Origin of the sequence: Natranaeroarchaeum sulfidigenes, from assembly GCF_017094485.1 — an archaeon.
GTDB lineage: Archaea > Halobacteriota > Halobacteria > Halobacteriales > Natronoarchaeaceae > Natranaeroarchaeum > Natranaeroarchaeum sulfidigenes.
On record NZ_CP064786.1, the window covers coordinates 2,256,795 to 2,271,825 of the forward strand.

Annotated in this window: 16 protein-coding genes; 10 read left to right on the forward strand and 6 right to left on the reverse strand. The window is 62.8% G+C overall.

What is annotated here, in order from left to right; translation table 11 throughout:
- The first annotated feature begins 146 nt into the window (after positions 1-146).
- The gene (locus AArcS_RS11630) at positions 147-926 is read left to right on the forward strand and encodes an alpha/beta hydrolase (RefSeq protein WP_238477586.1); all 780 of its coding nucleotides are present in this window, start codon (positions 147-149) and stop codon (positions 924-926) included.
- Here AArcS_RS11630 and AArcS_RS11635 read toward each other — a convergent pair.
- Positions 923-2,029 (reverse strand): AI-2E family transporter, encoded by a 1,107-nt coding sequence (locus tag AArcS_RS11635; RefSeq protein ID WP_238477587.1) that lies wholly within the window; start codon positions 2,027-2,029, stop codon positions 923-925. The two genes, AArcS_RS11630 and AArcS_RS11635, sit on opposite strands and share 4 nt — an antisense overlap.
- A gap of 84 nt (positions 2,030-2,113) precedes the next feature.
- Between AArcS_RS11635 and AArcS_RS11640 the strand changes: the two genes are divergently transcribed.
- Entirely contained in the window at positions 2,114-2,542 is a 429-nt protein-coding gene (locus tag AArcS_RS11640; protein WP_238477588.1) for a dCTP deaminase/dUTPase family protein, read from the forward strand.
- Between the two features lie 220 nt (positions 2,543-2,762).
- Here AArcS_RS11640 and AArcS_RS11645 read toward each other — a convergent pair whose 3' ends face one another.
- Together AArcS_RS11645 and AArcS_RS11650 are read right to left on the reverse strand one after the other, a co-directional pair.
- Positions 2,763-3,389: a TetR/AcrR family transcriptional regulator gene (locus AArcS_RS11645; RefSeq protein ID WP_238477589.1), complete on the reverse strand. Its 627-nt coding sequence runs from the start codon at positions 3,387-3,389 to the stop codon at positions 2,763-2,765.
- A 186-nt stretch (positions 3,390-3,575) separates the two neighbouring features.
- Positions 3,576-4,385: an endonuclease III domain-containing protein gene (locus AArcS_RS11650; protein ID WP_238477590.1), complete on the reverse strand. Its 810-nt coding sequence runs from the start codon at positions 4,383-4,385 to the stop codon at positions 3,576-3,578.
- Between the two features lie 143 nt (positions 4,386-4,528).
- Here AArcS_RS11650 and AArcS_RS11655 point away from each other — a divergent pair, with 143 nt between their 5' ends.
- The 3 genes from AArcS_RS11655 to AArcS_RS11665 are packed head-to-tail and all read left to right on the forward strand — an operon-like array spanning position 4,529 to position 6,529.
- The gene (locus tag AArcS_RS11655; protein WP_238477591.1) at positions 4,529-4,912 is read left to right on the forward strand and encodes a translation initiation factor IF-5A; all 384 of its coding nucleotides are present in this window, start codon (positions 4,529-4,531) and stop codon (positions 4,910-4,912) included.
- Positions 4,913-5,719 carry an agmatinase gene (speB, locus tag AArcS_RS11660; protein WP_238477592.1) on the forward strand — a complete coding sequence of 269 codons (807 nt, stop codon included), beginning with the start codon at positions 4,913-4,915 and terminating at the stop codon, positions 5,717-5,719.
- A 42-nt stretch (positions 5,720-5,761) separates the two neighbouring features.
- Positions 5,762-6,529: a Nif3-like dinuclear metal center hexameric protein gene (locus AArcS_RS11665; protein ID WP_238477593.1), complete on the forward strand. Its 768-nt coding sequence runs from the start codon at positions 5,762-5,764 to the stop codon at positions 6,527-6,529.
- A 170-nt stretch (positions 6,530-6,699) separates the two neighbouring features.
- Here the strand turns inward: AArcS_RS11665 and AArcS_RS11670 are convergent, their stop codons facing one another.
- Positions 6,700-7,113, reverse strand: coding sequence for a DUF371 domain-containing protein (locus tag AArcS_RS11670; protein ID WP_238477594.1), 414 nt, complete (start codon positions 7,111-7,113; stop codon positions 6,700-6,702).
- A 50-nt stretch (positions 7,114-7,163) separates the two neighbouring features.
- Complete coding sequence (locus AArcS_RS11675; RefSeq protein WP_238477595.1) at positions 7,164-7,319, reverse strand: hypothetical protein; 156 nt, start codon at positions 7,317-7,319, stop codon at positions 7,164-7,166.
- Between the two features lie 118 nt (positions 7,320-7,437).
- Here AArcS_RS11675 and AArcS_RS11680 point away from each other — a divergent pair, with 118 nt between their 5' ends.
- The 5 genes from AArcS_RS11680 to AArcS_RS11700 all read left to right on the forward strand — a co-directional run bounded on the left by AArcS_RS11680 (position 7,438) and on the right by AArcS_RS11700 (position 13,640).
- Positions 7,438-9,291 carry a glycoside hydrolase family 2 protein gene (locus AArcS_RS11680; RefSeq protein WP_238477596.1) on the forward strand — a complete coding sequence of 618 codons (1,854 nt, stop codon included), beginning with the start codon at positions 7,438-7,440 and terminating at the stop codon, positions 9,289-9,291.
- A 304-nt stretch (positions 9,292-9,595) separates the two neighbouring features.
- Complete coding sequence (locus AArcS_RS11685) at positions 9,596-10,492, forward strand: coiled-coil protein (RefSeq protein ID WP_238477597.1); 897 nt, start codon at positions 9,596-9,598, stop codon at positions 10,490-10,492.
- A gap of 118 nt (positions 10,493-10,610) precedes the next feature.
- Positions 10,611-11,615 (forward strand): signal peptide peptidase SppA, encoded by a 1,005-nt coding sequence (gene sppA, locus AArcS_RS11690; RefSeq protein WP_375139608.1) that lies wholly within the window; start codon positions 10,611-10,613, stop codon positions 11,613-11,615.
- Positions 11,616-11,708: 93 nt separating this feature from the next.
- Positions 11,709-12,860, forward strand: a complete 1,152-nt coding sequence (locus AArcS_RS11695) for a DUF373 family protein (protein ID WP_238477599.1) — start codon at positions 11,709-11,711, stop codon at positions 12,858-12,860.
- A 42-nt stretch (positions 12,861-12,902) separates the two neighbouring features.
- Complete coding sequence (locus AArcS_RS11700) at positions 12,903-13,640, forward strand: diphthine--ammonia ligase (protein ID WP_238477600.1); 738 nt, start codon at positions 12,903-12,905, stop codon at positions 13,638-13,640.
- A gap of 33 nt (positions 13,641-13,673) precedes the next feature.
- On the opposite strand, the gene AArcS_RS11705 is transcribed toward AArcS_RS11700, so the two are convergent.
- Positions 13,674-14,984 (reverse strand): RNB domain-containing ribonuclease, encoded by a 1,311-nt coding sequence (locus AArcS_RS11705; RefSeq protein WP_238477601.1) that lies wholly within the window; start codon positions 14,982-14,984, stop codon positions 13,674-13,676.
- Between the last annotated feature and the right edge of the window lie 47 nt (positions 14,985-15,031).

The following is a 15,031-nucleotide window of genomic DNA, read 5'->3' on the forward strand; positions in this document are numbered from 1 at the left end:
CGGCCTACCACCGACGGGCGGCAGTGACGACGGTTACCCCCACCGAGCCCCTTGTGACGACGACCTTTCCCGAGCCGCCCTCTCGAACGTCGCAAGTGGCTACGCTCTCCGGCAGGCTTATTCGTGGCGTGCGTCGACTGGAGCGCATGGCAACAGCCGAATCGGCGGTCACCGTGCACACGGACGTGCCGTTCCGGGACGTGGCGGGCGAGACGCTCCGGCTCGACGTCTACGAGCCAGCCGACCGTGAGGGGTCGCTTCCGGTCGCCCTCCTCGTCCGTGGGGGTGGGTTCCTCATTGGCGACAAAGGCGAGTTCGCCCGGCACGCGATCGACTTCGCGAGCGACGGCTATCTCGCCGTCGAACCGCAGTACAGACTCGCGCCCGAACACCAGTTTCCCGCAGCGCTCAGGGACGTCCGCGCGGCGATCGAGTGGGTCCGTGGGTCGGGAAAGCAGTACGGCGCGGACCCCGACCGTGTCGCCGCGATCGGGCACTCCGCAGGCGCAAATCTGGTTGCGCTCGCCGCGGCGACCGCTGGGGAGGCGGGTGTCGCTCCGCCCGCCGCGGTCGTCGGCTACTCGGGGATCTACGACTTCCGGGCTGGCGACGAAGACGGCGCATCGGGGGACTCCGAGATCAATACCCAGTATCTCGGCGGCTCCTTCGAGGAGGTCCCCGACCGTTACGAGGCGGCCTCGCCCGCGGCCCGAGTCGACGACTCGATGTCGCCCACGCTCTTGCTCCACGGGAACGACGATGGGGTCGTTCCGCCCGCACAGTCCGAGCAGTTTGCCGAGGCGCTCGCACCAGTAGCCGACGTCGAGTTCGAGACGCTACCGAGCGATCATGCGGTGCCGTTCCACGGTGACATGTACGACGAGGTGTACGAACTGACGCGGGACTTTCTCGAAGAACGAGTCTAGCCGCTGGCACCGGAGCCGCCCGATTCAGGTGGCCCATCGTCTCCCGTCTCAGCCGTCGCGTCCTCTCTCGACGGACTCGACACGCCGTGGGTTCGATCGAACACCGTCACGGCCGCCTTGAAGAGCGCGAGCAGAATCGGGCCGAGGAACAGACCCATGATGCCGAGCAGGTAGATCCCGCCGAGGACGCCGACGAGCACGATGGCGGGGTGGACGCCCGACCCCGCATCGACGAAGATCGCGCGGAGGTAGTTGTCGACCACCGAGAGGACCGCGATGCCGTAGACGAGCAGGATGACAGCGCCGACCGGTTGACCGACGACGACGAGATAGACGACCATCGGAGCCCAGACCAGCCAGACGCCGACTACGGGCATGATCGAGGCGATGACCATGACGACCGCCCAGAATGCCGCGTTGGGGACGCCGACGAGCCAGAGACCGATCCCCCCGAGAATCCCCTCGACGACGGCGACCAGCAGGTGGCTACCGATGACGGCCCAGGTGACGACCGACATCTCGTCGTAGAGTTCGTCCTGCACGTCGTTGTCGAGGGGCGTCACCTCGCGCGTCCACTCGACCAGATCTGGGCCGTCGACCAGCAGGTAGTAGAGCAGGAAGGCGAGGATCAACACGCCGAACCCGACGTCGACCGTCGTATCCAGCAGGCCGAGCGTCTGGGTGAGCAGGATCTCCGCCGAGGCGGCCAGCAGGTCCTCGAACTCCTCGATCGCCGCGGCTTCTATCTCTTCGACGTGCTCAGCATCGACGCCGATATCCTCGACAAGGAAGTCACGGACCGAGTCCAGAAAGACCGAGAGATCACTTCCCTGCAGGTCGTCGAGAAACGAGATCGTCGTGTCGAGCAGGATCAGCGTGAGAATGAGGACAGGGACGATCGCAGTCACGAACGCCACCGCAGTGAGGACTGCGGCGGAGGGTCTTGGACCGATCCGTCTGGAGAGTCTCCTGTGGAGCGGGAAGAGCACGAACGCGAGCAGTCCCGCAGCGAGCACGTACTGGAGGAACGGGTCGACCAGCAGGAACCCGATAATCCCGAGGACAGCGACGAGGAGGGCGAAGAAGGCGGTTCGAACGTCCATACGGCGAGCACAGAAGGAAGCTATGTAAACATTGATATCGTCAGTACCGGGACTTTTTGCGCCACCGCGCCGACACCTCCAACGATGCCCGCTCTCAGCGAACTCGTCGATGCACTGGACGGAATCGTTCACGAACCGACACAGCGACACGACGACAGAGTTGATCTGACTGTCAGGGAGGTGTTCGAGGTCAGAGAGCCGGGCAGGGTCGACTTCGGCGGCGGCGAGCTGGAGGATGCCGAACTCGTCCCGCACGATCGGACCTGGCGAAACGACGATGACGAGTACCAGTGGTGGGGTCTCGACGCCGGTCAGTATCTGATCGAGTACAACGAGCGTCTGGATATCGACGAACGTGCAGTTTTGCAGGTTCGGGACGAACTCCGGGCCCGCGGTGTATTCCATCCAACGCTACACGTCGACACGCTTTCGATGGTTCCACTATCGGTCGCTGCTGGTGGACTCCAACTGAAGGAAAACGCCAGAGTGTCGACACTGCTCGCCGACAGGTAGGTAGAAAGGTGCTCGTTCGGCCAGTATTAAATCTGAAAATGAGACGTATAGTCAGTATATGGGAAGCCGTTTAGTGTGTCTGGAAGCCACTCCCGGATGCGTGCAGTCCAGCACGCACGGTCGTCATCCGGTGTTCCACTTCACCGGGCGGCGGCGGGGGGACGGCTGGCTTCCGCCACGTGACTGGCCTCCGATGGCCGCCCTTCCGCCTTCGCACCTTCTATCGGCCGTTGGTCTCACCACTGACAAGCAACCCCTCGACGAACTGCTCTTCTAGCTGTTCGCGGACGCCACGGGTGTACTCGGGGTCATCGAGGGTGATCTGGCGCGTCCGCGCACCATCGAGCGTTGCGACGATCAGCCGCGCAGTTCCCTCGGGATCGACCTCTCTGAAGACGTCCTGCTCGATCCCGTCCTGAACTATCTCCGCCACGGTGGTTCGGAGCAGTTCGTCGCTTCGCGCGAGTTGTTCACGATAGGCCTCGTTGAACGGGCCACGGGAGCGGAGTTCCAGCAGGGCGAGATGCAGTGCAGTCCGGTCCGTCTCGTCCGGCTCCAGAACCCACAGGTCGAGGAACTGCCGGAGCCGTTCTGTCGGCGATTCGTCCTCGTCGGGCGCGACCGTCGCCTCGAACTCCGTGATAAGGTGGTCGATGAAGGCCACCAGTAGCTCCTCTTTCGTGTCGAAGTGGTAGTGGAGCAGAGAGGTGCTTTTTCCTGCTTCGTCGGCGATCTGTTGCATCGTGAGATCAGCGTGGCCATGCTCGCACAGCGCACGATACGTCGCGTCCATGATCTCGGTGCGCGAGTCCGAAGCAGTGTTCGACTCGTCCTGCGTCTCGGTCATCTGACTGATTAGTCAGTCAGCAATCGGTAAACGAGTTTCGGAGTCCACTCGGCGGAGAAGCCGAGTCAGCCCATTACTTTTTTTTTTTGAAGCGATATACTTCGAGAACTGTAGTGTGGTACTACAGTCCAACTATGCCGTACCCAGGTACCATCCATGGGTGTTGGTACACTGGCTGGGCCGCGATCACCGCGCCTCGCTTGGATCGACAACCTCGCCGCTCTCCGGATAGACGCCGATCTGCTCACAGAGATCCGCCATCGGGCAGGCGTCGGGGTCGTCCAGACAGGCAGGCTTGCGTGCCGAACAGTACTCTCGGCCGAACTGGATCGTCGCAGTGTGGCCGAACCCACACTTCTCGGCCGGGACGTCCCGCTCCAGTACCGTTCGGACCTCCTCGTGGTCCGCGTCGGCGGGTGCGATTCCCATGCGCCGGTAGATCCTGTGGACGTGCGTGTCGACGGGAAAGACGCCGTCACGGCCACCCGCGAAGAGGAGCACACAGTCGGCCGTCTTCGGGCCGACGCCACGCATCTCCAGTAGCACCTCGCGTACATCGGCCGGAGGCTCCTCGCGGACGAACGCGTCGAAGACGTCCGTCGAACCGTACTCCTCGACGACGAGTTCGGCGACGTCCTGAATCACGCGCGATTTCTGGTTGTACAGCCCCGCCCCGCTGATCGTTTCGGCGAGCTCCGCTCGTTCGGCCGCCGCAAGCGTCTTCGCAAGGTCGGCCCCGTTGACGTCGTATCGCTCCATCAACGCGTCGTGAGCGGGCTGGCTCGCCTTGTCGCTCGTGTTCTGGCTGAGGATCGTCCGGACGAGACATTCGAAACCGTCGCGGCCCCCGTAGGCTTTCTGCCAGTAGCGCTCGCCTAGCCGGTCGACCACGCGTTCGGCACGGGTAGCCGCCTCGCCGGGATCGAACGACATTGCGTTACCACCGCCGGCAGGACCGCCACTGATATTCTCCGTCGGTTCCGGATCCTCCGTCATTGCACACGAATACGGTGTCGAGGGACTTCAGCGACCCGGCAGCGGCGACCCTATCAGTGCAAGGTATCTCAACGGTACCGGCTCGAAACACCGCGCTCCGCGTTTCCAAACCGTTTATACCGTTCGGTTGGTAATCAGGCGGTATGGCGAAAGAGCAGAAAGAAGTCCGCGATCTGCAGGAAGGTAACTACCTAATGATGGACGACGAACCGTGCAAGATCACTGCCTACAGCACGGCCAAGCCAGGCAAACACGGCAGCGCCAAGGCCCGTATCGAGGGGAAAGGCGTGTTCGATGGCCAGAAGCGCAGTCTCTCCCAGCCTGTGGACGCGAAGATCTGGGTCCCGATCATCAACCGGAAACAGGGACAGGTCGTCAGCGTCGAGAGTGCGGACGTCGCACAGGTGATGGATCTAGAAACCTACGAGACGATCACGATCAAAACGCCCGGTGACGTCAGCCTCTCGCCGGACGACGAGATCGAATACCTCGAGATGGAAGACCAGCGCAAAATCATCGAATCGTAGATGTTCCCCGGTGCCGTCGCTGAACGGGAGTCCGCTGACTACGTTATCGTCGGCGCACCGCTTGACGTCTCCACGACGTTCCAGCCCGGCACCCGATTCGGTCCGGACCGACTCCGGCAGTTCGCCCGGACCTTCGACGACTACGATCCTCACGCCGACTCTCACTTTTCTTCGCTCGACGTCCACGATCACGGGGACGTCCACGCCTGGGACGACGCCGCGGAATACCTCGACTACCTCGAAGGCGTCGTGACCGACGTGGAGTGGGACGACGCCGTCCCGCTCCTCCTCGGGGGCGAACATACGATCACAATCGCGGCGGTACGAGCCCTCGACCCGGACGTATTCGTCTGTCTGGACGCTCACCTGGATCTACGAGAGGCCTACGACGGAAACGAATTGAGCCACTCGACGGTCGCCCAGCACGCCCTTGATGTCGCCGACGAGGCGATTATCCTCGGCGCACGAACGGGGAGCGAAGCCGAGTGGGAGCGGGCCGGAGAGGAAGATGTGACCGTCGTCCCGCCTGAGGACGTTGCAGGGTGGACGCCCCCGAAGTCACTCGCCCGGGAGGATGTCTATCTGAGCGTCGACATCGACGCCGCCGATCCGGCGTACGCGCCGGGGACCGGTACGCTCGAGCCCTTTGGCCTGACCAGCCGTGAGATGCGCGAGGTGGTTCGCGCTGTCGCCCCGCACTCGGTCGGCTTCGATGTCGTCGAGGTGAATGACCGCGACGACGGGCAGGCAGCGACACTTGGCGCGAAGCTCCTCCGGGAGTTCGTATTTGCCCACGCGACCCAGTAGGAGACCGCAACGCCCTTTCTCCCGCTGTCCCAACTGATAGTCATGCAACTCTCCGAACTCGTCGACCAGTACGACGAACGTCTCGATACCGACGCGTACGCCGACATCGACGCGAGCGCGAATGGCTTGCAGGTCGGTCCCGAAGAAGCGCCGATCGACCACGTCGCCGTCGCGGTCGACGCGGGTGTCGCGACGATCGAGCGCGCCGCCGATGCAGGAGCAGACGTACTGGTGACCCACCATGGCGTCGTTTTCGGGGGCATCGAGCACGTCACCGGTCCGGACTACGACCGGATGGAGGCGCTGATCGAGAACGATCTCGCGCTCTACGTCTCGCATCTCCCCCTCGACGGGCAGCAGGAGCTGGGTAACGCCGCAGGGCTCGCCGATCTACTGGCGTTGACGGATCGTGAACCGTTCGGGACAGTTGGTGGGGAGTACATCGGCCAGCGTGGACGGCGGACCGAGGCCCAGACTATCGAGGGGATCGCCGAGACGCTGAACGAATCGCTTGACACCGGAGAGCGTGACGTTCAGACGTTCGCGTTTGGCCCAGAGGAGGTAGAGGACGTAGCGATCGTTACCGGTAGCGGCGTCGACTGGCTCGAAGACGCCGCGGACACCGGTACCGACGTGCTGGTGACTGGCGAGGGGAAGCAGCACGCCTACCATCTCGCGCGCGAGCTTGGAATCAACCTGGTCCTCGCAGGCCACTACGCAACAGAGACGTTCGGCGTCCGGAACCTGCAATCGCTCGCCGAGGAGTGGGGCCTGGAAACGACGTTCATCGACGAGCCGACCAGTCTGTAACTGCTCTCGATAGGGACGCTGCTAGATTGCGAACAGGTGACACTTGTTCCGCGACGCGGGTCGTCACACACCCGCCTCGCCCGGCGTCGCGGCGCTCTACTGGGGCATGGCGGCTGTGGCCGCCCAATCGGACATAAACCTGTAGTCGTCGTCCGGTCAGTCCGTAGGAGTTATTCGACTTCAAGCGTCAGCGTTAGCTCCGTCCCCGCAGCAAGCGCGTCGACGATTTCGTCGTCGATACCGATCGCTCCGTGATCGGCGTTCACTGTCACTGTCCGATCGTCGACGTGGTCGCTCGCGCGGACGACGGCGCTACGGTCGCTCTCGAAGGAGAGATCGGGATGGCCGCTGCCGGTGACTGATTGGCTCATCCCGCCGACCTCGACCGTCGCCGTGATCGTCGCCTCGGCGTCCTGACAGGCATCGACGAACTCCGGGTCGAAATCAGCAGGCGCTCGGTCGGCCTCGATTGCGAGAATACAGTCGCCTGCGGGGGTAAGAAAGTCGTCAGTGGTTACCTCGAACGTACTGGCGTGGTCCGCGCTGACGTGTTTGTGGCCGTGTGCGGAGATCCGTTCTTCCATAGACCCGGTAGCCCGAGGGGCCTCTTGAGGGCGTCCTTTTCGGGTGGTGACTACTCCTGCACGACGGTAACCGTCACCGCGCCGCAGTCGCACTCGTAGGCGCGGCGCGTGCCGCCGTCAGTTCGCATCGAGAGCATCAGGTGCTCCTCGCCGAGCGCGGTGTCACAGCCGTCGGCCTCGCACGCACAGGTTAGCTGTTCGAGCATATCACGAACTGCTCACTCGATGGTAGTTAAACTGTGCCGTCCCCGGAGTGAAAGTGAAAGTGAAGCCAGCCCGATGGAGGGCAAGACCTATTTCAGTGCCGGACACTGGCTGGTAACAATGCTGGGTCAGTGGCTGGGTGCCGCGGTCGAACCGAACGACGAGCAGGAGCCACCGACCATGGAGAACCCACAGCCGGTGGCGGTTCCGGGCCGTCCAGCCGCGCTGTCCGGAACCGATACGGTAGCGTACAGGACGGACTTTCCCGATCCCTGCGGCGACGAGGAAACTCGTGCCACGCTCGAACTCGCCGGTCTGTACGGCCATGCGCGGATCTGGCTAAATGGCACCTTCCTCGGTACACACGAGTCGTACTTCACGCCGTGGCGGACCACGTTCGATCCGGAGCCGGAGAACGAACTCATCGTCGAGTGTCGGCGTCCGGCTGACGCGTTCGGCGGAATCTACGAGACGGACTTGCTCCCCGCAGAGCGTTGCGTGCCGGGGATCTGGTGGGAGGCGTCCGTAGAGCCACACGGTCCCGTCACGATCACTGATCTATCAGTGACACCCGAACTGGAAGACGACGGTGGTTCGATCCAGGCCGCGATCACCGTCGACGCCGCCGAACCGATCGACGACCGGGTGACACTCTCGATTCGGCCAAAGGGGTTCCGCGGTGGAGGTACGATGGAACGCGCCCGCGTCGTGGCAGCGGCCGGAGAGCGCGTCGTCGTCGAGCGCCGGATCGAGGTCAGGGATCCACGGCTGTGGTGGCCGCGGGGGTTCGGGCCCCAGCACCGGTACGCAGTCCACGCCAAACTGGGAGAGCAAGAGCAAATTGCGACGACGGGCTTCAGTACGATCAGTTACGGCGACGACGGGCTAGTGGTTAACGGGCGACCGATACCGGCTCGTGGGTTCAACATTCTACCGGGGGTGGGGCCTGAAGAGACGGTCACTCGTGCGGTAGAAGCGAACGCGAATCTGTTGCGGACACACGCACACGTCCCCCCACCGAAGTTCTACGACGCCTGTGACGAGGCAGGGCTGCTCGTCTGGCAGGACGTTCCGCTGACCGGCCCGGTCGAGTACAACCCCGAGCGGGGAATCGAAATCAGCGCCGCGCTCGTCGATCGGTGTGAATCACGCCCGAGCGTTGCGGCGTACGGCGTCCACGACGACCCCAGATCGCCGTTCGAGACACCGCTCGGGTCGGGCCGTCTCGCCCGGATGCGCCTTCGCTGGCGCGCCTGGAGAACGGCGTTCGACCGCACCGCTGTCGACGCCCTTGCGGACGGCATCGAGACCGACCGACCGGTCTTCCCCGTTATGGGATCGCCCGGGACCGATCCCGACGCATCACATCTGTACCCCGGCTGGGAGTACGGTACCGCAGCGGACATCGAGTGGCTCACCGGCAGGTATCCCGGACTCGGCGATGTCGTCACGGAGTTCGGAGCCGGTTCGTTGACCGAGGGTAGGGAGGGAGCACTAGGGACTCATCCCGCCTTCGATCACCTCGACGATACGCCGATCGGCACCCAGCACGAGCAAGGACGGACTCTCAAGCACGTTGCTGAATGGCTCCGGCTGGAGCATACCGACGTGCTTGCCGCGTTCACTCTGCAGGATGTCAGGCCGGGTGGCGGTATGGGTGTCATCGACGCGAACGGTATCGAGAAGCGGAGTTTCGATCCGATCAAAGCGGCATACGAACCTGTGCAGGCTGTCGTCACCGACCCGCTGACACCGGGTGCAGTTGGGGTAACTGTAATCAACGATACCCACGAGCGCGTGTCAGGTACCATCGATTGGAAGTCCGGTAGTCGGTCAGGAGTCATCAATCTCGACGCCGAACCCCTTTCGCGCGTGTCCGTCGGCGGTGCGAAGGTCGACGACGACGCTGAAAAGCTGGTTCTGGAGCTATCAACTGATGGACAAACAGTTCGGAACCAGTACCGACTCCCTTGAACGATAGCGATCGCTGGGGCGGTGTATCGCTCCAGACACCGATGATCATTTATATACAATCCGGATGTCTTGGTAACTCCTAACACGGCGTCTCAGGGCCCGTGCTAGCTATTTTCACCCTGATAATCACCGATACTTTTAAATTGAAAGCCCCAGTAGTAGTAGTTACCAGAACGTCACCGGCGTTCGGGTAGTATCGCTCGCAGACCAACATGACAGGAACTGCTTATCACCGACCAGTCACAGTTTGTCCGAGCGATCACTATCCACCGGTGCGGGTATGGCACAGAGGTTTGAACAACACATGGTAGACGCACAAGAACTCGACGAATCCGACAACGTCGAACTAACCGAAGAACAGCTCGAAAACAATTCTAAAGGACAGCTCATCAAAATCGCCGGTCAGCTACGCGACCGACGAAACGAGCTGAACCAGCTTGCATCCGACCGCGCCTCGAAACGCGACGAGCTCAACGCGAAGACACGCGAAAAGGTCGACGAAGCACAGGAACACCGCGAAAAACGTGACGAGCTCAACGAGCAGGTGCAAGAGCACAAGGAGAGCCGCAATGAGCTCAACGCCGAGGCGAACGAGCTGTTCGACAAAGTCGAGAAGATGAAGTCGGACATGGAGCTCGACGAGGGCAAGGACCTCGAAGAGCTCGAAGCGGAGATCGAAGAGCTCGAATTCAAACAGCAGACCGAGGTTTTAAGCACCGAGGACGAGCGCGAGCTGATCGAGAAGATCGAGGCCAAACGCGAGGAGTACAACGAGCGCAAGGACAAGCTCAACCAGAACGAGGAGCTCGACGAGCTCGTCGAAAAGGCCGAAGAAGTCCGCTCAGAAGCCTCCCAGCACCACCAGAAGGTCACCGAACTCGCCGACAAGGCCCAGGAACACCACAACCAGATGATCGAGGCCTATCGCGAGGCCGACGACATCCGTGACGAGGCCGACGAGATGCACGAGCTGTTCGTCGAGGCCCAAGAGGCCGCCGACCAGCACCACGAGGACTTCGTCCGCGTCCAGAAGCGCCTACGCGAGCTCGACAAAGAGGAAGAAAAAGAACGCAAGTCCGAGCGCGAGAAAGAAAAGGAAGAAGTCGAGCAGGAAGCAGAAGAGATCTACGAGCGGTTCAAAGACGGCGAAACCCTCGAAACCGAGGACCTGATGAAGCTGCAGAAGGCGGGTCGGCTGTAGTCGGTATCTGCTGATTCTCTCTACGTTTTCACGACCGGCGAGCCGCTGGCTCGTCCGAGTATTGAGGTTTTATCACCACCCGCCCACCTACACCGGTGTATGACAGGAGGTGTCGCCAGTGGATAACCCGCTTCGGGGACTGGCACAGATCGGGATCATACTGCTCGGCGCAGCAATCGCCGCCGTGATCGGCTACGGACTGTTCGTCGAGATACCGGAGTCGACGGCAGAGCTCCTCGGGATCGTGCTCGCGCTGCTCGTCGTGGGCGTGGGTGTTAAACTCGCAGGCAACGCCGTCGAATCGCTCTTCCCGGGTTACAACGTCGCCGAGGTCGCCGTCGAGGGGCCGATCACGCGCGACGGTGGCGGCGGACCGCTTCCCACGCAACCCGGCTCGACCCCAGCAGACGACATCGTCGAACAGATCGAACAGGCCGACGCCGACGAGAACGTCGAAGCGTTGATGATACGGCTGAACACGCCCGGCGGCGAGGTGGTCCCGAGCGACGACATCCGGCTCGCGGCCGAGGAGTTCGATGGGCCCACGATCGCGTACGCACAGGACACTTGCGCGAGCGGGGGCTACTGGATCGCCAGCGGCTGTGACGAACTGTGGGCGCGAGATATGAGCATCGTCGGCAGCATCGGCGTGATCGGCTCCCGCGTGAACGCCAGTGAACTGGCTGACAAGGTCGGAATCTCCTACGAGCGGCTCGCGGCAGGAGAGTACAAGGACGCCGGAATCCCGCTCAAGGAACTCGAAGAGGACGAACGCGAGTACCTCCAGAACCTGATCGACGACCTGTACGGCAACTTCGTCGAGCGCGTCGCGGCGGGACGCGATCTGGATGAAGAGACGATCAGGGACACGGAAGCACGGATCTACCTCGGCGAGGACGCCATCGAGCTCGGACTGGTCGACGAACTTGGAACGGCCGAGGACGTCAAGGACGCGCTCATCGAACGGATCGAAGGCGATTCGATCGATGTCCGGGAGTTCGAGCCCGATCGCGGGCTGCAGGCCAGGCTCCGGGGCGGTGCAGCGTCGGTCGCATACTCGTTCGGGGCGGGGGTCGCAAGCGTCGTCGGCGACGACGGCGAGGTCGACATCCAGCTGCGTTGACATCCTCCCACGACTGAAGTCGTGGGCTTTCTCCTCGATGTTCTGCAAACGGTCGTAGGAGTTTTTATTTCCCCCCGACACGATGCAAACACAGTGACAACGCTGGTCGTCTGCGTAGACCGAACTGACGACGTCGGGCGCAAAACCGGGCTCTCGACGCCGGTCGCGGGCTGGGAGGCCGTCCAGTCGCTCGTGATCGACATGGGGCTTGCCGATCCGGAGGACTCCTCGGTGAACAGTTTGCTGGAGTCGCTACGGGTCGCCCGCGATCTGCGCGACGGTGACGATGATGCCGTCGTCGCGGTCGTCTCGGGGGCGAGCGATTCGATGGTGAGCGCCGATCGCACGGTCGCACGCCAACTCGACGATCTGATCGACGAGTACAATGTCGACTCGGCGATCGTCGTCATCGACAGTGCCGAAGACGAGCGACTCGTCCCGGTTGTCGAAAGCCGTCTCCGCGTCGACTCCGTCGATCGCGTGGTCGTGCGACAGGCCAGGGATATCGAGTCGACGTACTACCTGCTCAAGCAGTTCCTGGCCGACGAGGAGCTCCGACAGACGACCCTGGTTCCCATCGGGATCGCGCTAATCGTGTTTCCTGCGCTCTCGATCTGGGCTGGCTCCGCAATCGCGCTGGCGACGATCACGGCCGTGATCGGGGCGTTCCTGTTGTACAAAGGGTTTGGCGTCGACGAATATCTCACCAGAGTCGCACGACAGGCGAGGGATTCACTGTACTCCGGTCAGGTTTCCGTCGTCACCTATGTCGTCGCCGCGGGACTGACACTCGTGGGTGTGTTCGCCGGTGCGCTCGGCGTGTCGGATCTTTCAGATCCCGAAAGCGCGTTCATCCAGTCGATGATGTTCGCCTACGCGAGCGTGCCGTGGCTGGCGATGGCCGCGCTGGCGGCCAGCACGGGCCGTCTGCTCGATGAGATCATTCAGGACGAACAGCTCCGCCCCTCGTTTCTTAACCTTCCCTTTGTCGTGGTCGGGATCGGATTGATCATTCGTGGCTTCTCGGCGTACTTCCTCGAACGAGGTGGGCAGATCAGTTCGTTCGAGGTCCCCGATGTCTCGCTGGGAGTGGTTTCTGTCGAGGGGTTCACGCTAGGCGTCGGAAACCGCCTGGGCGTGTTCGTCCTGTTGGGCGTGTTGATAAGCGTGCTCGGCGTTCGCGTCGCGATGTACTTCTCCGGGTCAAGCGTCGAGGAGGCAGAGGTAGCGGAGACGGATGTGTGATCTCTTCGACGGGCCTTTGCCGTCCGGCCGAGAAGTGTGCGTATGACTGACGACCCTACTGACGGGCACTGGGTGAGTCTCTACTCCGGCGGGAAAGACTCCTCGTGGGCGCTGTATCAGGCACTCGACCGCGATCTTCCTGTGGGACGACTACTGACCGTCCACCCCGGGGAAGATTCGTATATGTATCACGTTCCGGCGACCGATCTGGCGACGCTTGCCGCCGAGAGCGTCGGGATCCCGCTCGTGGACGTCCACCCCGGGGATCTGGGTGCGGAGGGGGCGGCAGATTCGGGCGAGCAGGGCGACCGCGAGGTCAAACCTCTGGAGGCCGCGCTGGCCGAGCTAGACGCCGAGCTGGATGGCGGTATTGCGGGCGTCACCGCGGGTGCGGTCGAAAGCGAATTTCAGACCAGTCGGATCGAATCGATGGCCGAGCGCCTCGGTATCGAACTCTTTGCCCCGCTCTGGCAACGCGACCCGCGCACGCTCGCCGACGAGATGCTCGCGGCCGGATTCGAGATCCGGATCGTGCAGGTTGCCGCAGCTGGCCTCGACGAATCGTGGCTCGGGCGGCAACTCGACGCCGACGCACTGGACGAACTCGAAAGGCTTCACGACGAGTACGGCGTCCACATTCTGGGTGAGGGAGGCGAGTTCGAGACACTCGTTACTGATGGGCCGCATATGGAGCGACCGATCGAACTGGAGTACGAGACGGAGTGGGAGGGAACTCGTGGAGGGATTCGGATTACGGACGCGTGGCTGGGCGAGCGGTAAGATACGCCGAGAAACGGTAGACTGTTGGGGCCGCTATTCTTCGTCGACCACTTCGATCCCGCGATTGTTCACCGCGGCGGGATCGAGGCCGACCTCCTGCAGGAAGTCCTTGTACTCACGCTCGCACTGTTCGGCGTCTTTCTGCTGGTCCGAGGCGTGGTCACAGAGCGCGGCCAGATCCTCGGGGACGTCGTTCGTGTAGACGATCCAGTGGTTGATCAGGTCGCTGAGTCGGCGGATCGGGCTCGTGAAGTGGCCGTAGATCTCGAAGTTCAGGGCGTGGTGACCGCCGAACGGGTCGTTCATGTACTTCGCGCGGGGCATCACCTTCATGACGGCCCACTGGATCTTGTCGAGCTGGCGGCCCGGCGCTTCCTCCAGTGTGGCGTTGACCGCCTTGCGCGGGTCGTCCCACGAACCAGCGGGGATCGAGACGCCGTCGAGGTCCTGGATCTCCTGAAGGGCCTTGTCCCACTCGTCGGGGCTGGGCTGTGGGTGGACCCGGTACATCGCCTCGACGCCGCGGTCCCACATCAGCTGGTGGGTAACGGCCTTGTTCGCTTTCAGCATGCACTCCTCGATGATCGTGTGCGCACGGTCCCGTGCGGGATTCAGGACGAGCGAACCGTCCTCCTTGCGCTGTTCGTGCATCCGGTCGGCCAGTTCCCAGACCATGTGACATTTCTCGGCGAGGTCGACCTCGGGGTCTTCGAGCAGGTCGTCGGCCGTCTCGGGTTCATCGAGCATCGTCTCTGCTTCGCCGTAGGTCAGGCGGGCGTCGCTCTCGATGACGGACTTGTAGATCTCGATCGACTCGTAGGAGAGGTTCTCCTTATCAAGATGCATCTCGACGGTATGGGCGAGGCGATCCTCGTTTGGCACGAGCGAGCAGACCGTCTCGGCGAGCACCGGCGGCAGCATGTGGATGGTGTATGCCGGGAGATAGACGGTGTTCCCACGCTCGACCGCTTCGTCCCACATCTTCGTGTCGGGGTTGACGTAGTGAGTCACGTCGGCGATGTGGACCCAGAGCACGTACTCGTCCTCGCGTTCCTCGATCGAGACCGCGTCGTCGAAGTCCTGTGCGTCGATCGGGTCGATCGTCCACGTCGTCATGTCCCGCAGGTCCTCACGCTCGTCGACCTCGTCGGCGATCTGTTGCTCGACGCCCTCTGTGCGTTCGCGGGCCTCTTCAAGAATTTCCTCGGAGAAGCCGTCGCGGATATCGAGCTTCTCGAACAGCTCGTCGCGCTTGTTCTCCAGATGGCGGGCCATCTCCTCGTCGATCTCGACGGGGCCCTGTCCCTCGGCGGTCCCGGCCTCGGCCTGCGAATCGCTGGTCATGCCCGGTCGTATGGGTGTTGGCCTGATAGTCGTATCGGCACGACGAT

Bases quoted from the DNA above. Each gene is read 5' to 3' on its own strand.
- AArcS_RS11630 (WP_238477586.1), top strand. From the start codon at position 147: ATGGCAACAGCCGAATCGGCGGTCACCGTGCACACGGACGTGCCGTTC.
- AArcS_RS11635 (WP_238477587.1), bottom strand. From the start codon at position 2,029: ATGGACGTTCGAACCGCCTTCTTCGCCCTCCTCGTCGCTGTCCTCGGG.
- AArcS_RS11640 (WP_238477588.1), top strand. From the start codon at position 2,114: ATGCCCGCTCTCAGCGAACTCGTCGATGCACTGGACGGAATCGTTCAC.
- AArcS_RS11645 (WP_238477589.1), bottom strand. From the start codon at position 3,389: ATGACCGAGACGCAGGACGAGTCGAACACTGCTTCGGACTCGCGCACC.
- AArcS_RS11650 (WP_238477590.1), bottom strand. From the start codon at position 4,385: ATGACGGAGGATCCGGAACCGACGGAGAATATCAGTGGCGGTCCTGCC.
- AArcS_RS11655 (WP_238477591.1), top strand. From the start codon at position 4,529: ATGGCGAAAGAGCAGAAAGAAGTCCGCGATCTGCAGGAAGGTAACTAC.
- speB (WP_238477592.1), top strand. From the start codon at position 4,913: ATGTTCCCCGGTGCCGTCGCTGAACGGGAGTCCGCTGACTACGTTATC.
- AArcS_RS11665 (WP_238477593.1), top strand. From the start codon at position 5,762: ATGCAACTCTCCGAACTCGTCGACCAGTACGACGAACGTCTCGATACC.
- AArcS_RS11670 (WP_238477594.1), bottom strand. From the start codon at position 7,113: ATGGAAGAACGGATCTCCGCACACGGCCACAAACACGTCAGCGCGGAC.
- AArcS_RS11675 (WP_238477595.1), bottom strand. From the start codon at position 7,319: ATGCTCGAACAGCTAACCTGTGCGTGCGAGGCCGACGGCTGTGACACC.
- AArcS_RS11680 (WP_238477596.1), top strand. From the start codon at position 7,438: ATGCTGGGTCAGTGGCTGGGTGCCGCGGTCGAACCGAACGACGAGCAG.
- AArcS_RS11685 (WP_238477597.1), top strand. From the start codon at position 9,596: ATGGTAGACGCACAAGAACTCGACGAATCCGACAACGTCGAACTAACC.
- AArcS_RS11700 (WP_238477600.1), top strand. From the start codon at position 12,903: ATGACTGACGACCCTACTGACGGGCACTGGGTGAGTCTCTACTCCGGC.
- AArcS_RS11705 (WP_238477601.1), bottom strand. From the start codon at position 14,984: ATGACCAGCGATTCGCAGGCCGAGGCCGGGACCGCCGAGGGACAGGGC.